Origin of the sequence: Phenylobacterium sp., assembly GCF_036563285.1 — a bacterium.
Classification (GTDB): domain Bacteria; phylum Pseudomonadota; class Alphaproteobacteria; order Caulobacterales; family Caulobacteraceae; genus Phenylobacterium.
In genome coordinates this window covers 18,852-44,999 of record NZ_DATCMR010000008.1, presented here as the reverse complement: position 1 = coordinate 44,999, position 26,148 = coordinate 18,852, and the positions used below count along the sequence as shown (strand labels likewise).

At 66.0% G+C, this 26,148-nt stretch carries 20 protein-coding genes and 1 pseudogene; 9 read left to right on the top strand and 12 right to left on the bottom strand.

Going from position 1 to position 26,148, the window contains the following annotated elements:
* Positions 1-623 precede the first annotated feature (623 nt).
* Positions 624-1,214 carry a hypothetical protein gene (locus VIL76_RS08555; protein WP_332044599.1) on the top strand — a complete coding sequence of 197 codons (591 nt, stop codon included), beginning with the start codon at positions 624-626 and terminating at the stop codon, positions 1,212-1,214.
* Here the strand turns inward: VIL76_RS08555 and VIL76_RS08550 are convergent.
* The 4 genes from VIL76_RS08550 to VIL76_RS08535 form a co-directional block, all read right to left on the bottom strand.
* Positions 1,192-1,746 carry an SOS response-associated peptidase gene (locus VIL76_RS08550; protein ID WP_332044598.1) on the bottom strand — a complete coding sequence of 185 codons (555 nt, stop codon included), beginning with the start codon at positions 1,744-1,746 and terminating at the stop codon, positions 1,192-1,194. The genes VIL76_RS08555 and VIL76_RS08550 overlap by 23 nt on opposite strands.
* Positions 1,683-2,087 carry a hypothetical protein gene (locus tag VIL76_RS08545; RefSeq protein ID WP_332044597.1) on the bottom strand — a complete coding sequence of 135 codons (405 nt, stop codon included), beginning with the start codon at positions 2,085-2,087 and terminating at the stop codon, positions 1,683-1,685. The genes VIL76_RS08550 and VIL76_RS08545 overlap by 64 nt, the downstream gene beginning before the upstream one ends.
* Positions 2,088-2,301: 214 nt before the next feature.
* On the bottom strand, positions 2,302-4,386 hold the full coding sequence (locus VIL76_RS08540; protein ID WP_332044596.1) for a phage terminase large subunit family protein: 2,085 nt from the start codon (positions 4,384-4,386) through the stop codon (positions 2,302-2,304).
* Entirely contained in the window at positions 4,386-5,108 is a 723-nt protein-coding gene (locus VIL76_RS08535; protein WP_332044595.1) for a hypothetical protein, read from the bottom strand. Before VIL76_RS08535 ends, VIL76_RS08540 begins: the two co-directional genes overlap by 1 nt.
* A gap of 245 nt (positions 5,109-5,353) precedes the next feature.
* On the opposite strand from VIL76_RS08535, the pseudogene VIL76_RS19750 reads away from it, so the two are divergent.
* Together VIL76_RS19750 and VIL76_RS08530 are read left to right on the top strand one after the other, a co-directional pair.
* Positions 5,354-5,542, top strand: a pseudogene (locus VIL76_RS19750) (helix-turn-helix domain-containing protein); the annotation flags it as partial.
* Positions 5,543-5,599: 57 nt separating this feature from the next.
* Positions 5,600-6,028 carry a hypothetical protein gene (locus VIL76_RS08530; protein WP_332044594.1) on the top strand — a complete coding sequence of 143 codons (429 nt, stop codon included), beginning with the start codon at positions 5,600-5,602 and terminating at the stop codon, positions 6,026-6,028.
* 373 nt (positions 6,029-6,401) lie between these two features.
* On the opposite strand, the gene VIL76_RS08525 is transcribed toward VIL76_RS08530, so the two are convergent.
* Complete coding sequence (locus VIL76_RS08525; RefSeq protein ID WP_332044593.1) at positions 6,402-7,418, bottom strand: DUF4917 family protein; 1,017 nt, start codon at positions 7,416-7,418, stop codon at positions 6,402-6,404.
* 248 nt (positions 7,419-7,666) lie between these two features.
* Here VIL76_RS08525 and VIL76_RS08520 point away from each other — a divergent pair, with 248 nt between their 5' ends.
* The 4 genes from VIL76_RS08520 to VIL76_RS08505 all read left to right on the top strand — a co-directional run bounded on the left by VIL76_RS08520 (position 7,667) and on the right by VIL76_RS08505 (position 15,395).
* Positions 7,667-8,293: a tyrosine-type recombinase/integrase gene (locus VIL76_RS08520; protein ID WP_332044592.1), complete on the top strand. Its 627-nt coding sequence runs from the start codon at positions 7,667-7,669 to the stop codon at positions 8,291-8,293.
* A gap of 277 nt (positions 8,294-8,570) precedes the next feature.
* A complete protein-coding gene (locus VIL76_RS08515; protein WP_332044591.1) occupies positions 8,571-12,119 on the top strand; it encodes a calcium-binding protein in 3,549 nt (1,182 codons plus the stop codon).
* Positions 12,120-12,438: 319 nt separating this feature from the next.
* Positions 12,439-14,349, top strand: coding sequence for a hypothetical protein (locus tag VIL76_RS08510; protein WP_332044590.1), 1,911 nt, complete (start codon positions 12,439-12,441; stop codon positions 14,347-14,349).
* A gap of 86 nt (positions 14,350-14,435) precedes the next feature.
* The gene (locus VIL76_RS08505) at positions 14,436-15,395 is read left to right on the top strand and encodes an MBL fold metallo-hydrolase (protein ID WP_332044589.1); all 960 of its coding nucleotides are present in this window, start codon (positions 14,436-14,438) and stop codon (positions 15,393-15,395) included.
* 209 nt (positions 15,396-15,604) lie between these two features.
* Here VIL76_RS08505 and VIL76_RS08500 read toward each other — a convergent pair whose 3' ends face one another.
* Positions 15,605-16,330, bottom strand: a complete 726-nt coding sequence (locus tag VIL76_RS08500) for a hypothetical protein (RefSeq protein WP_332044588.1) — start codon at positions 16,328-16,330, stop codon at positions 15,605-15,607.
* Between the two features lie 236 nt (positions 16,331-16,566).
* Between VIL76_RS08500 and VIL76_RS08495 the strand changes: the two genes are divergently transcribed.
* Positions 16,567-18,459, top strand: a complete 1,893-nt coding sequence (locus tag VIL76_RS08495) for a tetratricopeptide repeat protein (protein ID WP_332044587.1) — start codon at positions 16,567-16,569, stop codon at positions 18,457-18,459.
* A 122-nt stretch (positions 18,460-18,581) separates the two neighbouring features.
* On the opposite strand, the gene VIL76_RS08490 is transcribed toward VIL76_RS08495, so the two are convergent.
* Positions 18,582-18,989, bottom strand: coding sequence for a hypothetical protein (locus tag VIL76_RS08490; protein WP_332044586.1), 408 nt, complete (start codon positions 18,987-18,989; stop codon positions 18,582-18,584).
* Positions 18,990-19,103: 114 nt separating this feature from the next.
* Positions 19,104-20,939 carry a hypothetical protein gene (locus tag VIL76_RS08485; RefSeq protein ID WP_332044585.1) on the bottom strand — a complete coding sequence of 612 codons (1,836 nt, stop codon included), beginning with the start codon at positions 20,937-20,939 and terminating at the stop codon, positions 19,104-19,106.
* A 416-nt stretch (positions 20,940-21,355) separates the two neighbouring features.
* Here VIL76_RS08485 and VIL76_RS08480 point away from each other — a divergent pair, with 416 nt between their 5' ends.
* On the top strand, positions 21,356-21,880 hold the full coding sequence (locus VIL76_RS08480; protein WP_332044584.1) for an HIT family protein: 525 nt from the start codon (positions 21,356-21,358) through the stop codon (positions 21,878-21,880).
* A 425-nt stretch (positions 21,881-22,305) separates the two neighbouring features.
* Here VIL76_RS08480 and VIL76_RS08475 read toward each other — a convergent pair whose 3' ends face one another.
* From VIL76_RS08475 to VIL76_RS08460, 4 genes are all read right to left on the bottom strand, one after another.
* A complete protein-coding gene (locus VIL76_RS08475) occupies positions 22,306-23,019 on the bottom strand; it encodes a DUF4386 domain-containing protein (protein ID WP_332044583.1) in 714 nt (237 codons plus the stop codon).
* A gap of 71 nt (positions 23,020-23,090) precedes the next feature.
* A complete protein-coding gene (locus tag VIL76_RS08470; protein ID WP_332044582.1) occupies positions 23,091-23,963 on the bottom strand; it encodes a dienelactone hydrolase in 873 nt (290 codons plus the stop codon).
* Between the two features lie 205 nt (positions 23,964-24,168).
* Positions 24,169-25,434, bottom strand: coding sequence for an MFS transporter (locus VIL76_RS08465; protein WP_332044581.1), 1,266 nt, complete (start codon positions 25,432-25,434; stop codon positions 24,169-24,171).
* 86 nt (positions 25,435-25,520) lie between these two features.
* Positions 25,521-26,063: a hypothetical protein gene (locus VIL76_RS08460; protein ID WP_332044580.1), complete on the bottom strand. Its 543-nt coding sequence runs from the start codon at positions 26,061-26,063 to the stop codon at positions 25,521-25,523.
* Positions 26,064-26,148 lie beyond the last annotated feature (85 nt).

Sequence of the window (26,148 nt, the reverse complement as noted above, 5' to 3'; positions counted from 1 at the left end):
CTTGCCCGCCAGGCTGGGGGCGCAGCTGCTCGAGGTGGTGCAGTGGCCCGCGCGGCTGCGAACCAGATGACCGGCGGCAGGGCGGACAAGTTCTCGGCAGCCGCGGACGCCTTGCTCGGGTTTGGGGATGGAGAAACCGTCAGAGACCGCTACCGCTCGAACCTGCAACAGGAACATCGGCGGTCTAGGTCCGACGCTACGCGCTATCCGACCCTGAAGCCGGTTGGGGATGTGGCCGGCGAAGTGCTCAAGGAAGCGCTCATCTATCGGCTTGGGGCGAGGATGGGCGCATCAGCCTCTAGTCGGCTGCCACCGAAGGCGAAGGGCGCGTTAGGGGAGGTACTCTCTGCAGGGAAATCGACGCTCCGCGGCGATCCTCCTGTCGCCCTACAACAACCACTGGCCGTGACGGGAGGAAAAACCATCCGGGATCACGTCACGTGGCGGGGGAAGAGCGTAGAAGCGAAATTCGGCCCAACCGCGCGCCTGCGACCTCGTCAAAGAGAGGCCCAGCGCGAGTTGGGAGACCGATACCGGGTAGATCGGTGGCTCCCGCATCACGTCGGCCGCATTAGCGGCGCGGCAACAGCGGCGGGAGCTGTGGATTACGGCCATGACGACTGATGACGCGTAAGGAAAAGCGGCGGGCGTTGAAGTTCGGCGTCCGCACGCGCCTCATCCCCCATATCCAGTCTCTCGGGTTCGAGCGCCCACATACGAAGGTGAACAGGCCGCGCTGGCCGGAATTCACGCCCGAGACCGACTTCGGTCGGACGCGAGGCGCGACGACGGACTTTCTGGATATCCAGTGGGAACGATACGGCTCGGCAAAGTTCGTTATGAACTTCTCCTTCGGTCCGACAGCCGCCTTGCATCACTCCTGGGAGCAACAGCTCCAGGATTTCAGTGACTTGCACCGCCTGCGATCGGGCTACTACGGCCTCACATGGGGGTTGCTCGGCTTCGGCGGTGTCTGGTTCGGCGCCGGACAGACCCCCGAGGCTGCAATAGACTTGGCGATGCAGCGCGTGTCCGAACTGGACCGGGCCCTGCAGGGCGACGCAGGTGCGCTCGCGGTCCTGGTGGAACGCGGTTTCCCCGAGCGAGGTGGGCCAGGCGGCTGGTGGCTCCGTCACGTCAACACAGACGTGCCGCGGGCGTTTTTCGCCTTCTTCGAGCTAATCGACAGGCTCAACGGGCGTTCTCGACCTTGAGCCAGCCCGCAGGGAGGGGGGCGATGGGGGGCTGGGCCTCGGCGGGCCCGAGCCAGGCGGCCCACAGGTCGCGGGGCAGGATGACGATCTGGCGGCTGTGGTAGGGGGCCACGTCGGGGCCGGGCTCGCACGTGAGCATGGTGAAGCGGTCCTCGCGGACAAGGCCGGCGATGGCGAATAACTCCGCGCCGTCGGCCGGCGTGAAGAGCCACTTGGTCTTGGGGTACTTCGAGCCCGTGAACTCGTAGAAGCCGTCGGCGAGGATCAGGCAGCGTCCGGAGGGGAAGCGGCGGCCTTCCGAGCGGAAGTTGATCACCGGCGGCCGGCCCGGCTGCACGAAGCCCCAGCGCAGCTGCTTCAGCTCCGCGCCCTCGCCCGAGCCCACCACGATGGGGGCGGGATCCGTTGGGCGGATGGAGTCCCTGGGCTCGAGGTTCGGAGCCCCGCCCGCCCAGTGCATCGGCAGCCTCAACTGGCTGAATTCCTGGGCGACGTGGTCGAGGGTCTGCTTGAAGCGGTATTCGTTGCACATGCCCCGCCAGATAAGGCGGCGAGGCGGGCGGCGTCCATCAGGGCTTCGGCGGCTGCGGAGAGCGGCCCCAGCGGCAGCTCGCCGATCTCGCCGCGCGCCAGGGCGCCCCGCAGGGCCTCGGCGGCGGAATGGGCGTCTCGCGCCGCGGCCTGGGCCTTGGCGAGGGCGACGCTGAGCCGGCCGGCTGGGCTCTCGCGCCGGGCCGCGAGGGCGTCGTGAAGCGCACAGGCGTCGCGGAGCAGAGCCTCGGACGACCGCCGGCCGAAGGGCCCCGGGTCCAGGCCCGACCACGCGACGCCGCGGCTGCGGGCAGCCTCGCGCGCATGGGCGGCGGCGCGCACGTCCTCGGCGCGCCGTTCGATAGGACCGCTGCTAGAAATTGTCCCCCGCCCTTAGAAAATGTCCCTGAACCCTCTTCTCTTCGGGGGTCCGGGGGTATTTTCGACGGACTTCTGAGAGACAAGTTGCGGCCGTCGGGCGCCCCTGCTTAGGACATCGGGTGACATTGCAGATGTCCGCCAACGGCCGGTGAGGCGGCTCGCAGGAAACGACGGACTACCCGCTGGTCGGCTCGTAGGCGCAGGTGTTTGTCGCTGGATATGAGAGGTGAACGCCAATCTTTTGGGTGCCTGTGGAAAGCGCCGCGCACACGCCGTTGCCTCGTTCTCCCGCGTCGCCATCGAGCGGGTGGAAGTGCACACAGGCTCCGCACGTGCCCTCGGTCGCGGGATGGCGAAGCTGTTGAATGATTGGGTGCTGCTCGGGTGAGGTCGGGTGCTCTTGCGCGAGGTCGGGAAGGATGAACGTGGCCGTGCCAAACGCACGGACCATTGCCACCTCGCAAAGCATGAAGGCGAAGCTGAAGTGAGGGTCCTTCCCTCGCTTCTCCACCGCTCGACGGTATCGGCGCTCCAACTCGTTCGCTCGCTTCGTGACGAGCGCAGTTGAAGTCAGGTGAGGGAATATCCTCTGCTTTAGGATCGGCGCCTGGAAGGTGGCGTCCTTCTCGCGGACCTCCTGCACGCGTTCAACCGGGTTCGGGAAGAGCGTGGCCGTTAGCGCCATGCGATGGAGCGTTAGCGACATCGCCTTGTGTTGGTCTACGTGAACGGTCCAGCGATCCCGTTCCTCGTCCACCGTCCGGCTTTCACTGTGACTTGGACGCCCACCCCCGCCCCAACGGGCGATGCCTTCGTCAATGTCGCAGTATCTCGTGACGATGAAGACGCGGCCCTCATGTTTCCGCGCGAAACGCCGGGCATCGTTCACGTTCGGAAGTTGCTCGACCACGCAGACTTGTACGCCGAAGGCTTCCATCAAGTCCGAGCATCGATCGAACGGCTTATCGCTGTAGATCTCCTCCGCGTGGATCAGAGCGTGGCGGCCATCAGGCAGCCGTTCCATGACCACCACGCAGTTGAACCCTCCCATCTGATCGATGCCCATGAAGGTATTGCGGCCGGCGGTCTTCCAGCGCACGCCCGCCTTTTCGCCTTCAGCAACGCAGGCGGCGAGCACCGCCTCCGTAACCGGCAGCTCGTTGGGATCTTGGAAGGGCTTACCCAGCTTCCGATTCCAGAAGTTCTGGATGTCGTCCGCGTTCAGATAGGCGAAGTAGATCTCTTCCGCCGTCACCGTCGGCGACAGCATCTGGTGGAAGTGGACGCTCTTGTAGCGCGGATCAGCGTCGGGCCGATCTGGCTTCCAAGTGCCGATCTGGGTGTCCGAGATCCAGTGGCCGGAGCGGCAACGGTAGCGTCGCATGCCAGCGACGCCTGTCTTCGGATGGACGGCCTCCGCGTCAAAACCAATGCAGGCAGGGAAGTAGTCGTCCAACGGCTCCTCAACGCCACACGTCGGGCAGCGCGTATGGAAGCGCCACTGAGAGCCTTTCAAATAGAAGGCGTGGATGTCTCCGCCGGGATGTTGCGCTGTGCTGCCCATGAGGACGAACTTCATCTTGGAGCCGGACACGCGCTCCTGGACCTTCTCCATCGCCGAGACAGTCATGCCCTGAACTTCATCGAAGCACAGGACGTCCATGGGATTGGACTCGGTGGTTGAGCGTCCAGTGGTCCACAGGAACCGAAACTCCGAGCCTCCCATCTTCCGCCGCTCGAGATTTCCTTCGGTTCGGACCGGTCGGAGAGCGTGCGGGTCGGCGGCGGTGAGCGCCTGATAAGCCTCGGGTATCGAGCGGATGATCGGCATGAAGCGGTCACCGGATTTCGTCCGAGCGAGGCCTTGGTCCGGGAGGAAGTAGCCGACCCGCAGTGGCTCAAACTTGAGCGCCATGTAAACCCCAGAGAGGATTTCCATGACGGTGAACCCCACTTGGGCGCACTTCATTAGGATCAGGAACTGACCTTCCGCTTCTTCCCTCGTTTTTGGAATCTGGTCGTAGATCCATCGCATCTGCGGTCGATCTGCGAGCGAAAACGGCTGCCCATCGACTTTCAAGCCTCGGAGCCGCTGTCCGGTGACTGGATCTGTCCGGTCTAGAGCGATAGAATCGCACCAGTCCGCGAGGCTCATCTCTGCCGGGATCCGCTGAGTTGCGACGTCGCCGGTAAGCAGTCCCTCGACGGCGCCGATGGCTAGCGCGACACTGGCGGCAGCCTGACCGTTACGGTTCTTCATTAGCTTGCACCCTGTGCGATGGCCGCGCCGTGCTTCCGAAGGAGGGCCCGGACGCCGTCTTGGAACAGCGCGCGCTTCTCGAGGTCGTCTGCCGTTAGGGTGGCAATCAGCTCAAACAGCTCCACCGTGAAGGCATTGTTGGTCATCAGCGCGGTGACACGGTCGAAGAGCCGAAGGTGGCGTTCAGCGCAATCAAACGTCGCCGTTATGGCGCGAAGCAGGAGAGTCGGAACGGCCGCAGCCCGGCCGCCAGGCGCCAGCGGATCGTCGATCAATGCAGCGTGCCGCACACGCTCGATATCGTCTTTCGCGGTTTGAAGAGAGCGAGCGAGCTCGACCAGGTCTAGGAGCACGGGAAGACCGCCCGCCATGAGCTCTTGCACAGGTGCGATCGGCAACCCTGAAGCTGCCGGCCACGCCTCTTCCGCCCAGGCTTGCTGCTCCCGGTACACGATCCGGCCTCGGTGCGGTTTGGTGCAATCGGCCGCAAGAGGTTTGGTCACTCTATCCACGAGGCGCCGGAACCGCTTCTTCCCGGCGGCTCCGGTCTGGCGACCGATCCATTCGACAAATTCGGGATGCTCTCGGACTAAGTTGTAGCGCTCGTTCCCGTGCTCCCTGATGTTGAGCGCGAGCGCTCGGAGTGCTCGTAGCTCGAGGGCTTCAGGCATCTTCGCGTAGGCTCGCTTCTCCGGCTTCTTCTCGTCCTTTTGTTCGCTCATCGAACTTGCACCGACCTGCGCTCATAGGGGCTCGCAAGCAGCGAGCCGAGGCTGGAATCCTGGCGTCACGACCTGCAGATTACAGCTGTAGTTGTTGCTGCCATGGCCCCTACGCGTTCGGGCGCGCGAGGGGGCCACTCTCCCGAGTCACGGACGTGAGCTCTGGCAACTAAGTCCCTGAGGCCGTCCAGAGCCGGAACGAAACTTGCTTGCCCGTCAGCAAGCCAAGATCATAATCTTGATGGATGACAAGCAAGATTCGACGCCGTTCACAGGAGGAGCGCCGCGCAGGCGCCCGACATGCACTCACGAGAGCGACCTTAGAGCTCGTGGCGGAGCGCGGCCTCCACGGGTTTTCTCTGGCTGATGTCGGCGAGAGAGCAGGCGTCAGCCGCGGCTTGGCGACCCATCACTTCCAGTCGCGCGAAGGCCTGCTCCGGGAAGCCCTTGGTGAGCTCCTCAAGCCACGGCGCGCCGTCGGAGAGCTCGGCTTGAACGAACTTCTCAGTTCGTTGGAACGCAGCGTCGCACGCCTATCCGCGCCGCACACTCGGGCGCTGCTTGGGGTACTTGCCGGATTAGGCCTTCCGACGTTCATCAAGGACGCTGCGGCCGCTTACTGGGTCAGTGTCACCAAATTGGTGGAGGCCCATCTACGAGCTGGGCAGGAGGCCGGGGTCGTGCGGGCTGAGCTCGAGCCGGCTGGGGTGGCGCAGCAAATCCTTGCCTCATTGTTCGGCCTGGCCGTTGCGGCGCCCTGGCGGCTCGGCACAGATGATGGAGCGAGATTTCTTGCAGACACTCGACGGTCTCTGGTCCGGCCGGAAATCGATGAGGTTAGGCTCACCTCGCGGGAGGCGCCGCGCCGCCCGCAGCGCGAACAGCCTAGTGAGCAAAGCCTCTTCCCCGAATTCGGCTGACGACCGTCTGGAAGTATGAGAGCCACCAAGCTTACCGCTACTCGGACGGCCTCTGGCGAGGCGGTCCCGCAGGAATGCGCGTTCGGGCTCGGGAGGATGCCACCCATTCAATGTGAGCGGCACGCTCCGAACGGAAGTAACGCGAATTGGGCAATAACGAGCCCGTTCGGCCGGAGACGGACGGGGTCGCTGATGCATCAGTGACGGCGGTCACGAGGGTACCGGGAAGCGGGCGGTCAGCTTCACAATGGGTGAGACTGGCGCGGCGTTCCCTAGGCACCGCGCCGGCGCTCGGGACCCAAGGTCCGCTCCTGACTCTTAGCTGACGTTTGGGACTTCCGCTGTCGGGCCGCCATGGGACCCCAAAATCTGGTTAGGCAGCAAAGGGTCGCCTCCGCTCCCAGACTTCACATTCTGCGGAATCGAACCATCGAACCCTGATCGCCGGCCCTCCCGCGGCCGCCCTGGCAGCCGTCCAGGCCGCTGTGAGTTGTCGGGCACGTTCTCGGTCATCGTTCGAGAACGTGCCGATGAACACAGTGCGGACGATCCCTGCCCCAATCTCTTCCGCGATGTGGTTGTCGCTGTCGCCGAAACTGTGGCCAAAGGTGAAGAGCACGCCGCTCGCGTCCTTCCTGCAAATTGTCCTGAGCTTGTGCCTTGCGGCTGCGAGGTATTCCCGCTCGTGCTGGCGAGCCCTCTTCTCCTTAGACCCGCCCTCGGCAATGAACACGGGAAAGTGGCCTGCTCGCAGGTACGCATCCACCTGCTTCGTTAGTGGACGCCCCCACTCATACCTGAGCATTCGAGTGTAGGGACGGTCGGGAAAGCGCGGCTGTGGGAACTGATAGATGTGGACCGCGCCGTGCAGATAGTACGCCTGCGCGCCGCCTTCGGAGTTCCACTCTCCGTTGCCCGCGAACCCGTCCCAGCACTTCAGCGGCGATCGTTGCTTAGTTCCTGGGTTCTTGCCCTGTCGGGACAACACCCAGTGCAGAAGCATGTCGTAGTTCGTGGTGAAGAGTGTTCCCATGGGGGAGCGATTGCGGCCGACGAACGGCTCGAGGAAATCGCGGCAGCTACGGCACTGCTCTTCGGTGAGGCTCAGCGAGTGTTCAGGGTGAACAGCCGCCACCGCTCTGATCAGACCTTCTCGCACCCGTCTAGCGTCGGCCGGATCGCCGCATTGCTCCAATGCGTGTTCGAAATTGGTGTCGTCGGGCGGGAAGAGGGTAGCGAGGCCCGGATCATGATGGACCGCGTCCTCGTATAGGGCCGGGTACCCGAAGGCCCGGTGAACACCGATGCTGAAGCCGTTGCCTAGGAGCAGATGTCGCCGTCGATCGTGGGTGCGCCGCAGTGCCTCGGCGAAAGTGATCTGCTCGGCCACTCCGTCAGTCATCAGATCCTACTGCCCCTAGAACGAATGCCGAACAGATGGTGCGCCATAGTGCAGCTTCAAGGGGGCGTCGGTCGCGAGCTTAGCGGCGCCGTCTGCCCTAGCCGCGGGCCGGAGCGAATAGAGAGTGTCTCCCTCCGCACTGAGACTAGTGTCCGTTCTTGGCGCAGCTCTGATGTCCCGGCGTGATGCTGGCTAGTTTCAGCGGCGGGCGTGGGGGCTACCTCAAGGAGGTGGCCATGCGCCAACCCGATATGTTTCGAGTCCCGAAGAAGCCCTGGAATGCAGGGCGTATCATCGGCCCGAAGGCCCCGTTGAAGCCCAAGCACATCTGGGCCATCCGCCAGCAGCTGAAAACGAGCGGCCGTCGCCGTGACCTCGCGATGTTCAATTGCGCGATCGACGCCAAGCTCCGAGCCTGTGACCTCGTGCGCCTGACCGTCAGCGACGTGGCTCCGGGTGGCGTTCTCCGCGCGCGTTCAACCGTGATCCAGCAGAAGACGGGCCGACCTGTGCCCTTCGAGATCACCGAGCCCACCAGGGAAGCGTTAGGGGTTTGGCTGGCGGTACGTGGCCGGCGCGCTGACGACTGGTTGTTTCCGAGCCGCAGTCGCTGCGGCGATCATATCTCCACGCGACAGTACGCCCGCCTGGTGGATCGCTGGGTCAAGCTCGTCGATCTTGAACCTGGTGCCTACGGCACACACAGCCTGCGCCGTACCAAGGTCGCACTCGTCTACAAGAAGACCGGCAATCTGCGCGCCTGCCAACTCCTGCTAGGACACCGGAAGCTGGAGAGCACCGTGCGGTATCTCGGCATCGAGGTCGATGACGCGCTCGAGCTCTCGGAGCAGCTTGAGATCTGACGCGGCGGGAGGGGCCGACACCGGCTCCTCCCAACGTCAGAGATGGGTGGGTACCGGCCGTTGGAAAGTTTCTCCTCTGACGGTTTCCGCAGCGCTCCGCGTGGTCTCTTCAGACCGCCCCGGCGCTCAATGCACGCTGATGGCGAGCAGGCGAGTCATGCTGCAAGCTTCACCGTAGTTGTGCCGGCTCAGCTTTAGCGCCTAGTGTTTATCCGGGCTCGGCGTATTTGCGCAGACCCGGGGGGCGGACATGGGTGTGACTAGCGAAGTCAATACAGTGACGGACGGTGTCCAGTGGCAGCCCACTGTGGCGATGCTGCCTGGAGGTGGCTGGATAGTCGCGTGGACAAGCATCGTCGATGGTGAAGCCTTCATTCGGGCTCAGCGGTTTGACGCGACCGGGATGAAGGTCGGCGCTGAGATCGCTGTGAGCTCCACGCCCGCATGGGTCGCGCAGAATGCCACGGTCGCCGCAACAGCAGATGGCGGTTTCGTGGTTGCATGGGCTTCCTCCGCAGGTCCGACGTATGACGTTCTGGTAAGAGCGTTCGCCAGCGACGGGACCGCTCTCGCGCCCGCTGCGCCAGTTCCTGGCGCAGCCACCTCGTTCGAGACCGAGCCTCACCTTGCGCCACTTGCAGGCGGAAACCTGAGCTTGGCGTGGACGGTGCAGGACTTCGAGACTCCAACTGCCGCCGGGCTCCGGGTCGCCATTCTTCAGCCAGATGGCACCCCCGGTGCGAACTTCGCCGTCCCGAGCGGGGGTGCGCAACTCGCGCAGCCGGAGGTGACCGAATTAAAGGACGGCACAATCTTGGTGCTGTGGACGCGACTTAGTAGTGATGCCTCTGGGCATGACGTATTGATGCAGCGCTTCGCCCTGGGCGGAGCGCCTCTAAGCTCGCCCGAGGTGGTGAATACAACGGCCGGCGGTGCTCAGTTCGCACCACACGCCGCGGTGCTGGGCGACGGTTCATTCGTGATTACCTGGTCTCACCTCCCGGCTGAGGGCCCGTACAATTCGGACGTTTTCTTCCAGAGGTTCGATCCATCCGGCTCGCGCGTGGGGAGCGAAACTCTCGCGAGCACATCAATCGCGGGAAATCAGGAGCAGCAGAGCGTAGCGGCTCTGCCGAACGGTGGGTTCTTGCTCGTTTGGCAAGAGGGCGTGCACATTTTTGGGCGCACGTTCGGTCCTGCCGGAATCGCTGACGGTCCCGAGACAAAGCTTAGCCCGCCCAACTTCAACACGAAGAGCCAAGCAGACGTCGCGGCCGGACCAAGAGGCTATGTTGTGGTCTGGGCTGAGCACCAGGAGAGCGGCCCGCTTTGGGACGTGCGTGGCTACTCAGTCCAGCTAGAGAGTCCGCCACCTGGGGAGGTCATCACAGGAACGTCCAATCCGGACTTCCTTGCAGGAGGTGACGGCCCTGACACCATTCTCGCTGGCGGCGGAAGTGATCATCTGGTTGGGGGTCCTGGCAGTGACCTGCTCGACGGGGGTCCCGACGGGCAGTTTGTCGACACTGCGGACTACAGCTCCTCACCGTCCGCAGTCGCTGTGAACCTGACGTCGAGCTCGATCAGCGTCGGTAGCATGATCCTCCAACCCGGGCAGGCAAGCGACGGGTTCGGAGGCCGTGACACGCTGATCGGCGTCGAAGGGTTGGTCGGATCCTCATTCGGGGACCTGCTGCTAGGATCCGCTGTAGGCAACTGGTTCACTCCAGGGCTGGGCAATGACACCGTTGACGGTGGTGCTGGGTACGACGTGGTGTTCTTCGAAGGCGCCGATACTGGCGTCGTTGTAGACCTCACCGCCGGCACGGCGACCGGGAACGGATCGGACCTCCTCGTCAGCATCGAGGCGGTGCACGGCAGCCGGTACAACGACCACATAACTCTCTCTGCCGAGAACAATTACGTATTCGCCCGAGGAGGGGACGATACTCTCAACGGGGGTGGCGGCGACGATCAGTTCATCCCAGGCAGCGGCGCTGACCAGATCGATGGAGGGTCTGGCATCGACACAGTGACCTACCTCGATGACACATACGATATTTTCGTGCCGACCCATGGCGTCTTGGTCGATCTGAGCGGCGGCTACGCCATCGACAACTGGGGCGACCGCGACACTCTTGTCAGTGTCGAGCAAGTGACCGGGTCCGGCTTCGCGGACCAGATCCTCGGCGGCTCGGGTGCCGAGTCCCTGAGCGGCGGCGGTGGCGCAGACAACATTGCGGGCGGGGCCGGCAACGATCTCCTGGATGGAGGTGCTGGAGATGACTCTATCGAGGGCGGCGCGGGTCGCGACACGCTGCAGGGTGGCGAAGGCAACGATAGTCTTAGCGGCGGCGAAGACCATGCCGACGTTCTGCGGGGCGGCACCGGAAATGACACACTGCATGGCGGCGCCGGTGACGATGGACTGCACGGGCAGCAGGGGGACGATTTGTTAGATGGTGGCGACGGAGTAGACGTCGCGGTCTATCTCAACGCCAACGGAGGAGTGACCGTAGACCTCGCCGTCCTGGGGTACCAGGCTATAGGCGCAAACCAGGGCGCGGATCGGCTGCTCAGCGTGGAGCAGCTCTGGGGCTCGAACTTCGCTGATACCCTCAGTGGGGATGCCGGGGCCAACGGCTTGGTTGGCGGGGCGGGCGGGGACCTACTCGTCGGGCGCGAGGGCGATGATGGGCTCCTCGGCGAGCAGGGGGATGACACAGCCCTCGGGGGCAGCGGCAATGATCGCTTGTTTGGTGATGCTGGAAATGACTCCCTGGAAGGAGGAGACGGGGACGATTACTTCTCGGGCGGCTCTGGGGACGATGTGCTAGCGGGCGGAGCCGGTGTGGATCGCGCTGTATACGGATTTGCGACATCCTCCGGGGTGTCCGTTTCTCTTGCGATCGCTGGGCCGCAGAACACCGGCTTCGGAACAGATATTCTGATCTCCATCGAGCACCTCTCCGGCACGAACTACGCAGACACGCTCTCCGGAAACGGCGACGACAACTGGCTTTGGGGCCTTGCCGGCGACGACCAATTATCCGGTGGTGGCGGGAACGACCTGCTCTCACTCGGCGCCGGGAATGCCGTGGCAGACGGCGGCGACGGCATCGACACGGCAAACCTTCGGGGAACGGGAGCGGTGGACACGAATGGCATAACCGTAAGCTTGGCGATCCAAGGAAGTGCCCAGGCGACAGGGCATGGCTCCGTCACCCTCATCGCGGTGGAGAATCTTTCCGGAAGCGTCAACGGCGACACCTTAACCGGAGATGCGGGCACTAACCTGCTCGCCGGCGATGGTGGAGACGACCAACTGAACGGCGGCGGGGGGGACGATGTCCTCGCTGGTGACGGGAAGGTTTACGTCGACTCCGCTTTCACTGCACCCATCGTCACCCGCTTCACGGCGCCGGGAGTGGGGGGGAATGACGCTCTTGACGGCGGCGACGGTAACGACACTCTCGTCGGCGGAGGCGGGGCCGATGTTCTGACCGGCGGCGCGGGACGAGACGTTTTCCTCTTCACCGACCTCATAGACTCCGGCTCGACCGCAACTGACCTGATCCGGGATCTGGAGAAGAAGCGCGACATTATTGATCTCCGACAGATCGACGCGGATACCCTCGCGGCTGGCGACCAGGCCTTCGTCGTTGCGAAGCACGGCTTTACTGGACGTGCCGGCGAGCTGTTCCTGGAGCACGACAAGGCGCTCGACATCACCATCCTGCGCCTGGATGTCGACGGGGACCGCGAAGCTGACTTCATTCTTCAGCTGGTGGGCAAGCACACGGACTTCGACGGATTTCTGCTCTGACGAGTGGCCTCCATGTGGCCGCCGCGTAACACCGTGCACGATTCTCCTATGCCGCCGGGCGTGCCGCAATCGCGGCCGACGTCCCCCATCCGGCCCGGGGTGGCGGGAAGAGAGCTGTCTGAACGTGACCTAAGGGTCGGAAGCGGTCCTAAGGCTCAGTCCGAGGAGCGGACATTCCCTCGCGGCCCGAGAGCGGACGTTCCCGTGGTCGCCTAAGGGTGGGAAGCTGACCTTGCGCACAGCGCCGCAGTGGCGGGTCGCCCGTTGACCTGCATGAGCTAGTCGAACACGGTTCTCGCCGCAGTTGGGGGCTGCAGCGATGGCGGACGGGAACAATACGGCCCAGCGGCGGCGGCTGCGCAAAGCCCCGCCGCTAACCACCGCCGATCCGGTCGAGATCGCGATGGAGGCGGAGGCCTCTGGGCGCGCGCCGGTCGGCCAGGCGTCTCTGCTGCTGGCCGAGCAGCGGCGGCTGATCCGTTGGCAGGTGACGAGCGAACGCGCGGGCGCGCTTGTTAAGCTGCTCACCGGCGTCGCAGGCGCCGCGGTGCTCGTCTTCTCGAGCGCCATGGTCTGGCAGGCGGCCCGCACTAACGGGGTGGTGCTTCAGCCGTTCGCCACACCACCCGGGATGGCTGAGAAGGGGCTTACGGGCGCGGTCGTCGCGGGCCAGGTGCTGGACCGGCTGAAGACCATTCAGGCCGAGACCAGCACGACGCGCGCAGTTGCCACCTACGGCGGGGGGTGGGGCGACGGAATCCGGCTCTCGATCCCCAACACTGGCATCTCCCTGGGCGAGTTGCAGGGCTACCTCGTCCGTTGGCTAGGCGACGAGACCCAGGTGACCGGCGACGTCTTCCTAACCGCAGACGGCGCGCTGGCGGTGACTACGCGAGTAGGCGCAGCCGCTGGCGTGACCGTGAAAGGCGCGCCCGGCGATCTCGATGCGCTTGTAGGGAAGTCGGCCGAGGCCATCTATGCAGCCAGCCAGCCCTATCTGTACAGCACGTGGCTGGTTCAGCACGACCGCGCGGCCGAGGCGCTGCCGATCGTGCAGCGGCTGATCTATTCGGCCGACAAGACCGAGCGGCTCTGGGCGCTTCTCGCCATGTCGCGCCCCGCAATGGGGGCCGTCACGCAAGACGAGCGCCGGTACATCGAAGCGGCGCTGCGCATCGATCCCGACTTCATGCCGGCGGTCCTGAGCCTCGCGGGTCACGAGCTCAGGGAGGGCAACAACGAGGCCTCCTTGAAGCTGCGCCGCCGTCTGGCGGACGGTGCCAAGCTTTACCGGCGCCAGGTCAAGCGCGATCTCGCGGACGAGAACCTGCTAATCAACCAGGCCTACCTCGCCATCTTCACTGGCGACTACGGGCTCGCCGTGGCCGCAACCCAGAAGATGCTTGAAGCTCCTACCACCAGCACCGGTCGGCGACAGAACGCCATGCGCAGCGCCCAAGCCGCGATCTGGCTGCACGACCTGCCGCTCGCCCGCGGCATCCGAGATGAGGGCGGGTTGAACGAGGCGGCGTTGGCGGCCCTGGAGGCCAGTGTGGCGACCGGCGGCAGCCTGGCCGCGCGGGAACGCCGGGCGCTTGAGGATTGGCCGGCCGCTGCAGAGGGTTTTGCGCCGATCTGGGCAAATGCGCGCAGCTTCGCCTTCGAGCGCGCCGCCTATCTCATCGCGCTGGCCCGAGCTGGCCGGGTGGAGGAGGCGCAGGCCGCCCTGGCCGCGAACGCAACGATGCCCGGTGTGAGCCCCGGCGTGGCCGACCGGTACGACTTCCTCATCGCCCGCGGCGTCATCGCTGAGGCATTGGGGCGGAGGGGCGATGCGGACGGGCTATTCGCGCGCGCCGTCGCGCTTGGCCCCTCGTTTCCCCACGCTCACGAGGCGTGGAGCCGGGCCCTTTTAGACCGTAGGGATGCGGCCGGCGCGCTGCGCGAGGCGAGGCTGGCCGTGAAGAAGGGGCCGCGCTGGCCCGACGCCCACCGCGCCCATGGCCGGACGTTGCATGCCCTGGGTAAGGAGGCCGACGCCGCCCGCGCCTACGCCGAAGCCGCGAAGCTGACGCCGAGTTGGGGCGCCCTGGAGATCGACTGGGGCGTGGCGCTCGCGGCCCAGGGGCAGCGCGACGCGGCGGTCGCCAGGTGGCGCCGCGCGGCGTCCCTTGACCTTGGCCCCGCCGACCGCAGACGGGTGGAGGCGCTGCTGGCGAGTTCCGCATGACGGAACCCGCGGGTCACTCAGGTTCGAAATCGCCAGAAGAGCCGGAGGGGCGCGGCGTGGAGCCGTGCATGCAGCGGGGAGGCCACATGTGTGTCGTTAAACTGGCGCGCTTCCTTGGCGCGGCGATCGTTGCTCTGGGTTGGAGCCTAACCCTTGTCGCGGCAGGTCCTGCAAAAGCGGCTTCTGTTGCTTCGCTGAAGGTAACCGTTCTCTCCACAATGATTACCGACCTCCAAGGGGTCGGCGAATGGGGCTATGCGGCGCTCGTGGAAGTGGACGGCAGGCGCATCCTCTTTGACACGGGGGCGCGGCCGGATGTGGTGCTGGCGAACGCACGCGAGCTGCGGGTGGACCTAAGCGATGTCGACGACGTGGTGCTCAGCCATAACCACGCCGACCATACCGGCGGCCTACTGAGCTTGCGCAAGTCCGTGATGGCACGGCGGCAGGAAGCGCTCGGCCGTGTCCATGTGGCTAAGGCCTTCTTCGACCCGTGGCGTGCGCCTAACCCCATCCATCGGCAGCGGCCCGAGCTGGAGTCACTGGGCGTGCGGTTCGTTCAGCACAACTCCGCTGTGCAGCTCGCCCCCGGCATATGGCTGACGGGCCCCGTGCCGCGTCACACCGACGAGCAGAACTATAGCCGAGGGCTGTTGGCCGACGGCGCGCCCGCGCCGGACGTTCCAGACGACCAAGCTCTAATCATCGAGACGCGCGATGGCTTGGTGGTAATCACCGGATGCGGCCACGCGGGGATTGTAAACATCGTCGATTACGCCAGGCAGATTACGGGCGTGCGGCGCGTAACCGCGATCATCGGTGGCCTGCACCTCTTCGAAGCGACACACGAGCGGCTGGACTGGACTGCCGCCAGACTCCGCAAGGCAGGCGTACGCTACTTGCTGGCGGGACATTGCACCGGGCTTGAGGCGACCTACCGCCTGCGCGCGGCTATGAGGCTGGACCGCGTCGCGGCGGTCTACGGCGCCGTTGGCGCCACGTTTGAGGCGGGTAAGGGGATCGACGGCCGGCCGATCGCTCGATAGCTCGCGCCGCTGAGTAGGAGACGTTCACAGGTGCGGCAGCGGGTGGGTAGCGGACCTTGCCGCAACGCGCCGCAACACTGGTTGGCTCACTTGGTCAGGCTCACCCCCGCTCTGCCGGCAACCATGACTGCGGCGGAGCACATCAGTCAAACGGCCAAGCACTTTCGGGTGAGCGTAGCGACGGCGAAGAGATACCTCCGCCAGCCCGCCTAAGTGCGTGGTTCCCCCGCAGGGGGCGCCGCTCGTATCTGTTGGCAGATGGGTTTCTGGCTGACGGGCCCTGATGCAGGTCCACTCGGCGCGTCAAAGAGTTTGGCGTCGCCCTTAATGCCGATACTGGCCGCATAGAACTGCGTCTGCTTGATTTGGTCCACAATCGAGCGCTCGGCCACGATGGCTTCTGTCAGCGCCGCTTGCTGATCGTAGAGCATCTCAGGGGACAGGGTTTTGCGAAGGCGCAGCGTGTAAAGCCTCGTCCAGGCATCCCGCTGTTCCTGTTGGAGAGCATCAAGGCGTTCGAACCACTGGTAAAGACGCGCAAAGGCGCGCTGCTCGTCTGGTGAGAGTAGGACTGTTCGTCCCCCCGCGGTCGCCGCTTCCCACCGCCGACCGAAGGTTGCGTAGTACGGCACGCTTGCGGGGAGGTTCATGGGCGGCAGTTTTCCACTCTTCTCCGCTTCGTTGAGAACGGTGTCGATCTCCGCGAGGCGATCTGTGACGCAGGCGTCAAGCGCGAGCCTTCGGGTCACGTTGGTGACGTTGACGTTCAACTCGGCGAAGATCGTTTCGCGGGCCTCACGCGAAACCCGGTGCTCATGCAGGTTTTCCGCGACCTGCTGAGCCACGAGCGCGGCTAGCACACCCGCTGCAACTACGACAAACTCGGCAAGGAACCAGCGCCAGCCGCGTGCGTCCTTCCACTCTCCGTCGGACATCTTTGCCGCCCCCACGCGGATCATGAGCTGTCTGCGTATCACGGATCGGCGGAACGGTCTGAAGCGGACACTTCAAGTGTCCGCCGTGGGGGGGAACCGACCTGGCTCAATGCCGCCGACAGGGTGGAGTCGGCTGGCGAGTTCGCCGCGCGCGGGAGCGCCGTTGTTCCGCGGGCAAACGGAATTGACCCGGACCCAAGAGTGGAACACCGTTCGGTGGGGCTGGGGGCGAGCTGATGCCGGACGGAGACGCAGGGGCGCGCGTGCGCCGGCGACGAGCCTCGAAGGCTCCCCGCAATTCCGATCCCGTCGACATCGCGTTGGAGGCCGCGGCCAGCGGCGAGAGCCCCTCCGCGGCAGCGATGGAGGTGCTGCGCGCCAACGCCGCGCTGCTGCGGCAACAGGTTACGCTGGCGAGGAACGAGGTATTCCGCAACCGCATCCGCGCAGTGCGCGACGGTGCCCTCGCCGCTCTGGTGGTCGCGGTCGTGGCCGGCGCAGGGGGATTCCTGTGGAAAGCCCGGGCTGCCGAGGGCCTGGTGGTGGAGCCCATCCGCGTGCCGAAAGCGCTTGCGGACCAGGGCCTAGACGGCGTGGCGGTCTCCTCCCGCCTGCTCGATCGGCTCTCTGCCATGCAGGCCGCGACTGACAGCTCCCGTGCACCATCGACGTTCAACGACGACTGGAGCCAGGGCTTGGCCGTCGAGGTGCCGCAGACCGGAGTGTCCGTGGGCGAGTTATGGACGTTCCTGAAGCGCACCATCGGCCACGAAACCCGCTTGACAGGCGAAGTGGTGCAGACCGCGAGCGGGCTGGCGCTGACCACCCGCCTTGGCGCGACGCCCGGCGTGACCCTCACCGGATCAGAGCTCGACCCTCTTCTGGACCAGGCGGCGCAGGCGGTGTTCCGCGGCGCCCAGCCTTACCGCTACTCCGTGTGGCTGCGCCGCGTCGCCCGGAAGCCCGGGGAGGCCGACGCCCTGTTGCTTGAGCTCGCGGAGTCGCCGGACAAAATGGAACGGCTGTGGGCGATGGTCGGTCTTTCGACCGAGGCCGCTGTTCAGAACCGCGGCGAAGCCGCCGAAGCCTACGCGCGCGAAGGGCTGCGCTTCGACCAAACCTTCGAGAAGCTGCGCTGGAACCTGAAGGACGCCCTCGAGGTCATGGGGCGCGACGAAGAGCTGCTGAAGGAGGCCCGGGTCTTGCAGCCCATCCTTCGGCGCCGCGACCCGCGGGTGACGGACGCGTCCCAGGCGCTGGTGCGGCGGTCTACGGACGCGGTCCTGGCGCATCTCGCGGCGGACTACCAGACCGCCGCGGGGATCTATGAGGCAATGTCGCGCATGCCGGAGTACAGCGGCAACGCCGCTTTTGCGCCTTATGACCAGAGCGAAGCTCTGCTGAAGTTGCACGACGTCACTGCGGCCGATCAGGTTCGGCTTGCAGCCGATCGGTCGGCGCGGCCCGACGTGCAAGGGTCAGCCTACCTGCGACTTTTGATCGAGGACGCTAGGGGAAACCCGGCGGCTGCTCGCGATCCTGCCACCCTCGCCGCCGCCCTCACGCCCGGCTTCGGCCTGCCGATGAGGCGGCGCGAGCTTGCGCCGGTGCTGGCGCGGGCCGGCGACGTTGAGAGCGCCGAGGCGTTGCTGGCAGGCAGCCGGGCCGACTGCATACCCTGCGCTGTCGCGAGGGCTGAGATCGCGGTGAGCGCCGGCCGTCCCGCTAACGCGGACCGCTGGTTCGCCCAAGCCGTTCATCTCGGTCCGTCGCTTCCGACAGCCGCCGAACGTTGGGCGGAGGCCAAGCTTGCACGAGGCGACCTGGACGGGGCGTTGACGCTCTTCCGGCAGGCCCAGAAGACTGGCCCCCGCTGGGCCGACCCGCTGAAAGGGGAGGGCGACGTCCTCGCCCGACGCGGCGACTGGGGCGGCGCCGCTCGCCTGTACGCGAAGGCGGCCGAGCGCGCGCCCCGCTGGGGAGCCTTGTACGTCGCATGGGGCCAGGCGCTGGCAAAGTTGGGCAAGACCGACGAGGCGCAGGCCACGTGGCGAGCGGCAGCAGGAATGGACCTGACCCCTGCCGAACAAGCTAAGCTGGCGACGGCCTCCACCAACCGGACAAACTAGACGTTCGTTACGGCTCGAAAGCCGGCGTCAGCCTCGCGCCCGCAACCCGACATTCACACCGGCTGCCATGAAGCAGGCGTTCCGAACATCGCCGATGGTGGAAAGCCGACATTCATGCGTGATTAGCGGGCGCGGAGCTGATGCGCTCTCACTAGGTCTTTTGGCCTGCCAATCGCCGTCAGCAGTCCGACCAACTCTTCCCGCGAGGGCACAAACACGACCTCTGCCCCCACGCGGACGCTCTCGCGCGTCTTCAGCGCAACCTCCCGCCACCCGGTGTCAGTAAGCAAGTTGAAGCCTGCCATGATCTCCACGGGCATCGGCGGCGAAGTCCAGCGCCCAATCACCCTGGATCGAAAAAGCGGATGTAACCCATCACCCTCCGGCTTGATGCCGAGAGCCTCCAGGACGGAAGTCGCGTCGCGCTCACTTGCGAGCACGTCGACATCAGCGGGCTCAGGTTGGTCCGCACCGTGCAGCGTCGCTGCGGCACTGGCGATCACCCACCACTCATCGGCGGCGTCACGCATAACGCGGCTAACTGATTGCAGTGTCTCAAGAAGGTCCGGACGGAGTGTCGCGCCTCCGGTTTAGGCGAGACCAACGAACGTCCGCAATGGGTCGAAAGCGGACATCGTGATACGCTAGGCGCGGGTCTGCAGAAGCGCATGGACCTGAGCCCTATCGGATGGACTGAGGTCCATACCCAGGGCGGCCGACCACCGCGCGCGAGCTGCGGCGCGGTCGCCACTGGCGGCCAGCGCTTCGCCCCACTTGAGGTGCAGTCGGCCCCATCGCGGCGCCAGCCGGACGGCGCGCGCGAACCGCTCCGTAGCAGCCCTGGAGTCGCCCTGCGCCAGCAGCGCCTCGCCGACGAGCTCGATCGGATCGGCCCACTGGGGAGCGCGCTCTTCTGCGACCCGGCCCAAGGCGAGTGCTCCGGCCGCGTCGCCACGCTGTAGTCGCGCGCGGCCCCAGGCTTCGTGGGCGTGCGGCAGGCTCGGGCCGGCGGCAGCTGCAGCGGCGTACCACCGGTCCGACGCCGCAGGCTCGCGCCGGACGCCAGCGATTTCGGCTCGCGTGATCAAGCAAGGATAGCAGTTGGCTGGCGCCGCGCCGAGCAGCGCGTCCGCCTCTGCGTAGCGCCCCATCTCAGCCAGCGCACGCGCCTCCGCCGCCTTCAGCGACGCCGTCAGCAGCAGTCTACGTTCGTGCGGCGGTCGGCTCTCGGCAAGCCGCTTCAGCGCCTCGACTTGGCTCAAGACGCCGGCCCAGTCGCCGCTAGCCGCGGCTACCGTCAGGTGCGGCGTCACCTCGACCCGACTGTTCAGCACCCGGATGCTGGCGTCATCCGGTCCAAAAGCGGCGGCCGTGGCGCGGGCGGCGCCGTATTCGTGCAGCGCGCTCTGTATCAGGGCCTTGCCAGCCACGGCGAGGGCACGAGACTCCGTGAAATTCGGACGGCGGCCCATGTCCTCGACCGCCGCGGCGGCGTCGGACCAGCGTCCCGCTATCTGCCCGAGACGGAGGTTGCTGTAGTTGCGTTGGGTCGCCTTGCTTTGGGCGGTCACGCCGCCACGGTCGCGGCGCTCATGCAGCTTCAGCACCCTCTGGCGCGCCCAGTAGGCCTGCTCCGCCATCCCCAGCCGTTCGTAGAGCGCTCCGAGGTTGTTGGGAGCCATGACGAGGTTGGGATTGAGCTGAGCCGCCCGCTCGAACGCGGCCCTAGCCTCCGGCTCGGTCGAGGCCAAATTGCCGAGGCCGATCCACGCCCAAGCCTGCTCGGCGGGCGGGCTGTTGAGGGCGACGCGCTGGTAGACGGCGCGCGCCTCGTCAAAGCGCTCCAGCCGCAAGAGGTACACGCCGTAGCGGTAAGGCTGGGTTTCGCCGTAGAGCTCTTCCGCCGCCTTTGCGATCAGTGCGTCCAGGTCGGTTTCGCCGCCGTTCGCGGCGTGGGCAGCGCCCTGGGTGCGGACCGTCAGCCTGAGGCCTTGGGGCGTGCGAACGACGTCGCCGGTCACCACGCTTTCGCGGCCCAGCCACTCGTGCAACAGGCGTTGCAGTTCGCCTAGGGAGACGCCTGTTTGCGGGATCTCCAGGCGGATATCGTTCCCCCAGTCCGAGGAGTAGGTCGCGCTGTCGCGGCCGGATTCGGTGGCCGCCTGCATCGCCAATAGCCGGTCCTGGACGTGGGAGGCGAGCACCTCGCCGGTCATCCCTCGCGCCGCGAAGTCGGGGGGCGCGGCGAAGGCGCCAATCACCACCCCGTCCGACCGGCTTGCCTCCCAAGCCATCAGACCGAGGACGACGGCTACCGCCAGCCCAGCCACGCCCGTGAGCCCCTTGAGCACCAGGCCGGCCCGCTCGCTCGCCATCTGCAGGCGCAGGTGGCGCCGCTGATCGTCGATCAACCCGCCTTGCTTGCGCAACAGCTCGCGAGAAACCTCGTCTGCCGGGGGGCCGCCGGCGATCTCGCCCATAGCGATCTCAATGGGGTCGGGCGTGCGGGGAAGTGCGCGCGCCGAGGCTCGCCCGCGCCGCCTGGCCTTTGAAGTCTCGCCGTCCGCCATTCGACCGGTCCCGCCCGACGGAACCGTGTTCTACGCAGCTTCAACGGTCAACGGCGGCAACGACCCACACGAGGCACTCGCCCAGCAGCTCAGGCTGGAGGGCCGAGGCGCGGAGAGCGCTGCAAACCGTAGCGCTGAACGTCGTCTACGGGTCGGAAGCTGACGTTGACTCGCGTCCACAAACCGGGCCTTCGGGCTCTTGGCCCCGGAGCGGACATTCCCAATGTCAGCAGACGGTGGTTAGCGGACCATTTGATCTGCACCACGGACGCTTGAGGCTCCACCACAAGTCGTTAAGCTCACCGCTCGTGCTGGGAGGGGTGACCGTGTTTTCAAAACTGCTGTTGGCGGCGGCCCTGTTGCTGCAAGCCCCGCCTGCGGCTCCGGTATCTGCGCCAAAGGCCGTGCCGCTGGGTGCAGCCTACGATCCCACCAATCCATTCGCTCGCATCCTCGCCGGGTCGTCTACGAACGCCATCGTCGCTGAAACCCAGTCCGCTTTGGCCTTCATGGACTATCGGCCGAGCCGCGCGGGACACGTGCTCGTCATTCCCAAGTCGCCCACGGTCTCCCTGCTGGACGCCACGCCTCAGCAGTTGGCCGGCGTGATGGCCCTGGCGCGTTGCGTTGCCATAGCCCAGACCGTGGCCTTTAAAGCCGATGGGATCACGGGCATTTCGCTCGATCAGAACAACGGCGCGCCCAACCAGCATGTCGGGCACATGCACTTCCACCTGATCCCGAACTATGGAAATCGACCCTCAAGCCCGCCTGCCACCCCGTTGACGAAAGAGCAACTTGAACCCGTCGCGGCCCGCATCAGGGCCGCTATGCCTTCCGAGGGCTGCTAAGCCGCAAACGTAAATCACCGGCTGCGGAGGCGGAGCTGCAACGGGAGGTTCCCAACGGCTCACCAATGACCGCAACGGGTCGGAAGCGGACCTCGAGCTGGCGACCCAAAGCAGACGTCGGACGGCGCCTCCTGAACGTCCGGTTTGGGATCGGGCCTGAACGTCTGTTCCTGGCGCGATGCTGACTTCGCAAAATGCAGCTTAGACGCAGATCGCCGAACTGTTGATACCTGCTGGCGCTGCGCTGCCGGATGTGAGTCCTGCCCGCTCGACCACTCGTTCGCAGAACGCTACGTAGACTCGCTTCCTGAGCCGTTGACACTTGTCAGCTCGCTAGAGGAGCGGGGAGGAGCTAAGGTCCAATTCGAACTCAATGGCGAGGTTGGAAATGTGCGCTTCTGACGCTCGGCAGCACATGCATCCGCCTAGGCGGCGGGAACGGCCGGCCGCTGGACTATGAGGCTGATGGCCAGGGCGAGTAGCCAAGTCATCCACAACATGAAGGCAAACGGCGTGAGTTCCAGCACCGGGAGGCTTGGGAGGACGGTCGCGAACAGTTCAGTCTGGCCGAGAATCCAGAGTGGAACCGAGGCCATGCCGATGAGCGATGTCCACTTCAGGAGCCCACCCGTCCGCCAACAGGCGGCCAGGATTCCCACGCTCCACAGGATCAGCAGCACTTGGCCGAGATGCTCGCCCAGGGCCACGCCTGCGTACTGGTTGAGCGCGTTATAGGTCTGGTCGATCGCCGCGCGCTCGGCTTCGCCGGCGTGCGGGTAGGCACTGGCAAGCGTCGGTACGACGAAAACCCATCGGAACAAGCCGACGGCCTGGATCAAGCCGCTCGCCGCCCCTGCGGCCGTCGCGGCCCAGACGAGCTGGCCGTGGCGCTGAGCGAAGGCGCGGGCGGTGAAGACGGCGGCCAACACGAAGACGAGCGCCGACCAGGCGAAGCCGGTCCACGCCAAGATCAGCGCCGGACCGCCGGCTTGAAAGCGCTCCAGCACCGTGCCGACCGGTTGCCGCAGGATGTCGTCGTAGCCGAACATCGTGACAAGCGCCGAATAGGCGGCATTTGTCAGCGCCAGGAAAGCAATGAGCGCTGACCCGGCGAGCAGGCCGTACCCAGGTTTCTTCATTTGATCACCGTGTCATAGGCGTAGGCTCCGGGATACGCCTTCGCCGGGACGCCACTCGTCAGGCCTGCCCCTCACTGCGGTCGCAGGTCCGGCCCCAGAGTCTTCTCGAAGAAGCGAACAACCGCAGCGTTGAACGTCTTGTGGAAGGCTGGCCGGTCGATGGACGCGGGGCAGATCGCGGGCGCAACCTTGGCGAGGGCGTCGCTGCAAGGCGCCATGAAGTCAAAGTGCGCGGCGCCGGGGACCACGTGGTACTCGGCCTTGGGCAGCAGACGGTGGACCACCTCTGCGTAGTAGGGATGAGGCAGGACGGTGTCCTGTTCCGCCCGCCAAAGCTGTACCGGAATGGACACGCCGTTCAGGCCCGAGGGCTCGAACACGAAGCCAAGGGCGGGAGCGGCGACGACAGCTGCGCGGATCCGGCGATCGTGTTCGACCGGTGCCATCGTGGTCGGCCGTGCGCCGATGCCCTGATCCTGCTGCAGGACGCACGCATAGAATTTCGGGTGCTCGGCGCAGTGCGAGGCAACCTTGGTCATATCGGGTTCGCCGCCGATGGCGCCCAGTACCGTGAAGCCACCCGACGAGAAGCCGAAAGCCCCAATGCGCTTCAGGTCGAGAGAGCCGTGCCCGGGCCACTCCGTCGTCATGTAGTCGATCAGGCGGATCAGCTGCCCGGGACGCTCCGTTATGCGCATCGCCCGGCTGCGGTCGGTGCGCGTATCGCCGGTGTGGGTGATGGACGCCACCACGAACCCCGCCCGGGCGAGTTCCCGGGCCGTGTCATAGTGGTCGACCAACGAACCGCCTGCACCGTGGGAGATCACCACCAGCGGATGGCTGCGCCCCGTCACCGGCGCGCCGACGGCCACAGATTGCCGGAAGAGTGCGAGAGGGACCTCGTTTTCGGTCGCCTCGGCGGGATACCAGACCGCGCCGGCCATGGGCGCGTCGCCGGGAACCGGCACCGACACCGTTTGGAAGCCCACCGTCGCGGCGTGCGCTGCCCCGCCCAGCGTCAGCCAAGCTACGGTGAGCCAAGCCGTGATCCGCCTCGTCAGAGCTCCCGCCCCAGGTGGCCTCACGCGACGGGCGACGGTTTGCGGCAAAGCTGCGGTTCCTGGGCGTTTCATGGTTTCCTCCTGGTATTCATGTGAAGATGCGAAACAGACTGGCGAAGGCGGCCGCCAGGCCGAGCAGAGCCGCCGCCGCGAAGACGGCCGGTAGGGCTGCGTCGAGACCTAGCTGGGCGAGCATAAGCGCCACTATGAGCGCGCCGGCCGTCTGCCCCGAGACTCTGGCGGTACCCTGCATTCCGCCAGCCGCACCGCTGCGCTCGGCGGGCGCCGAGAGGAACAGATTTCGGTTGTTGGGGGACTGAAATAGCCCGAAACCCAGCCCGGCGGCGGCGATGCCCGGCAGGACCTCGGCCGGGTGCGAAGCGACTGCGCATGCGGCCAGGCCCGCAGCCAAAGCTCCAGCCCCCATCGCGCACAGCCAGGCCGTGGGCGCGCGGTCGGAAAGCCGCCCCGCCAGCAGAGCTGAGACGGCGACGCTGAGGGGCCAAACCGTAAAGTAGAGCGCCGTCGCGATCGGCGTCTGATGCAGTTGATGCTGCAACAGGAAGGGCAGGGCTACGAGACCTGCCGTCTGCGCTGCGAAGCAGAAGACCGAGGCGGTGGCGGACAGGCGAAACGACTGGCTGCGCAACAGGTCGAGCGGGAACATGGGCGCCGTTTTCGGCGCTTCTCTGCGCAAGAGCGCCATGAGCGCGAGCACAGCGATGAGCAGGAGCATCGCTGCCAACGGCGGAGCAGCCATTGCGGTCTGCGCCGCCACAATCAGCATCGCGAACATCAGCGCGCTCAGGCTCATGCTGACTGCATCCGGCGGCGTCTTGGCCCGCGGCGTCGCCGGCAGCGTGCGGGAACCCAGCAGCGCGAGTGCTGCGATTGGCAGGTTGATCGCGAACAGCCCACGCCAGTCGCCCAACGTAAGGACGAGCGCGGCAATGGTCGGAGCCGCGGCGGAGGCCAGCGCGACGTTCAGGGCATTCCATCCGATAGCCCGGCCCAGCTGGCCTTCAGGCACAATGAACCGAAGCAGGGCCATGCCCACCGCCATAATGCCGGCAGCGCCCAAGCCTTGGACGAAGCGGGCGGCGGTTAGCCAGGCCAGATCTGAAGCGAGGGCCGCGAACGCCGACGCCGCCGCAAAGAGGGCAACGCTGAGGCTGAAGATGCGCTGATGGCCATACCGCTCGCCCATCGCGCCGAGGGGCAGGAGCGCCATGACGAGGGCGGATTGATAGGCAGTGACAAGGTGGATCGCGTCCGCCGGCGAGCTGCCGAACGATTGAGCCAGCCTCGGCAGGGAAACGGTCGTCATGCCCGCGTCGAGCACAGCGAGGGTCATGGCCGAGAGAATGGTGGCGACCGCAAACGCCCGGCGGCGGCCAGCCAGGGATGTCCCGCGGGCCGAGGACGTTCCTGAGAGACTGGTCACGCCGCCGCCGGTGTCCAGACGCCGCCTCCGTCCACGTAGCGCGTCACTCTCCGCTCCAGGCGGTCCTCGATTTTCAGGTCGCGCTCGGTGAACCGAAACAGCAGCGCCGAGTCAGTGAGGCAGCGCGTGTCGTGGATATCGCCCGGCAAGTAGGCCAGCGCCTGGCCGGGACGCAGGACCGTGCTGTCGCGTTGGACGAGCCGAACCCGGCCATCCGCCTCGTCGACCCGGCCGTAGGTCCGCATCTCGATCTCACCGCGCTGAAGGGCGTAAACCACCCAGGCCCGCCCGTGGTCGTGCGGTGGACGGAAGAGGCCGGCGGCCTCGGTGTGCGCGAGCAAGACGAACCCGTGATCCGGGTCGCGGTAGAGCTCGCGGTTCGCCGGCGCGGCTGCATGAAGATCAGCGAGCCACGCCTCTCTTGGCGACGCGGCGGCGAGTGTCTCCAACTGCTCCCGACAAGCGGCGACGAGCTCACTGGTCAGGGGACCCCAGAGGCCGCGCACACGGGCGGCGAACGTTTGGAGCGAGTCTTTCATGGCTTCACCTCGTGGTGAGGCCAAGCTACGAGCGATCGATGTCTAGCGGAACACGCATGATTTGCAGTCTATCATTGCGTTTGAC

Excerpts from the sequence above, each read along its gene's own strand:
- VIL76_RS08555 (WP_332044599.1), top strand. The coding sequence starts at position 624 with ATGACGCGTAAGGAAAAGCGGCGGGCGTTGAAGTTCGGCGTCCGCACG.
- VIL76_RS08550 (WP_332044598.1), bottom strand. The coding sequence starts at position 1,746 with ATGTGCAACGAATACCGCTTCAAGCAGACCCTCGACCACGTCGCCCAG.
- VIL76_RS08540 (WP_332044596.1), bottom strand. The coding sequence starts at position 4,386 with ATGAAGAACCGTAACGGTCAGGCTGCCGCCAGTGTCGCGCTAGCCATC.
- VIL76_RS08535 (WP_332044595.1), bottom strand. The coding sequence starts at position 5,108 with ATGAGCGAACAAAAGGACGAGAAGAAGCCGGAGAAGCGAGCCTACGCG.
- VIL76_RS08520 (WP_332044592.1), top strand. The coding sequence starts at position 7,667 with ATGCGCCAACCCGATATGTTTCGAGTCCCGAAGAAGCCCTGGAATGCA.
- VIL76_RS08510 (WP_332044590.1), top strand. The coding sequence starts at position 12,439 with ATGGCGGACGGGAACAATACGGCCCAGCGGCGGCGGCTGCGCAAAGCC.
- VIL76_RS08505 (WP_332044589.1), top strand. The coding sequence starts at position 14,436 with ATGTGTGTCGTTAAACTGGCGCGCTTCCTTGGCGCGGCGATCGTTGCT.
- VIL76_RS08500 (WP_332044588.1), bottom strand. The coding sequence starts at position 16,330 with ATGTCCGACGGAGAGTGGAAGGACGCACGCGGCTGGCGCTGGTTCCTT.
- VIL76_RS08495 (WP_332044587.1), top strand. The coding sequence starts at position 16,567 with ATGCCGGACGGAGACGCAGGGGCGCGCGTGCGCCGGCGACGAGCCTCG.
- VIL76_RS08490 (WP_332044586.1), bottom strand. The coding sequence starts at position 18,989 with ATGCGTGACGCCGCCGATGAGTGGTGGGTGATCGCCAGTGCCGCAGCG.
- VIL76_RS08485 (WP_332044585.1), bottom strand. The coding sequence starts at position 20,939 with ATGGGCGAGATCGCCGGCGGCCCCCCGGCAGACGAGGTTTCTCGCGAG.
- VIL76_RS08475 (WP_332044583.1), bottom strand. The coding sequence starts at position 23,019 with ATGAAGAAACCTGGGTACGGCCTGCTCGCCGGGTCAGCGCTCATTGCT.
- VIL76_RS08470 (WP_332044582.1), bottom strand. The coding sequence starts at position 23,963 with ATGGCCGGCGCGGTCTGGTATCCCGCCGAGGCGACCGAAAACGAGGTC.
- VIL76_RS08465 (WP_332044581.1), bottom strand. The coding sequence starts at position 25,434 with ATGACCCTCGCTGTGCTCGACGCGGGCATGACGACCGTTTCCCTGCCG.
- VIL76_RS08460 (WP_332044580.1), bottom strand. The coding sequence starts at position 26,063 with ATGAAAGACTCGCTCCAAACGTTCGCCGCCCGTGTGCGCGGCCTCTGG.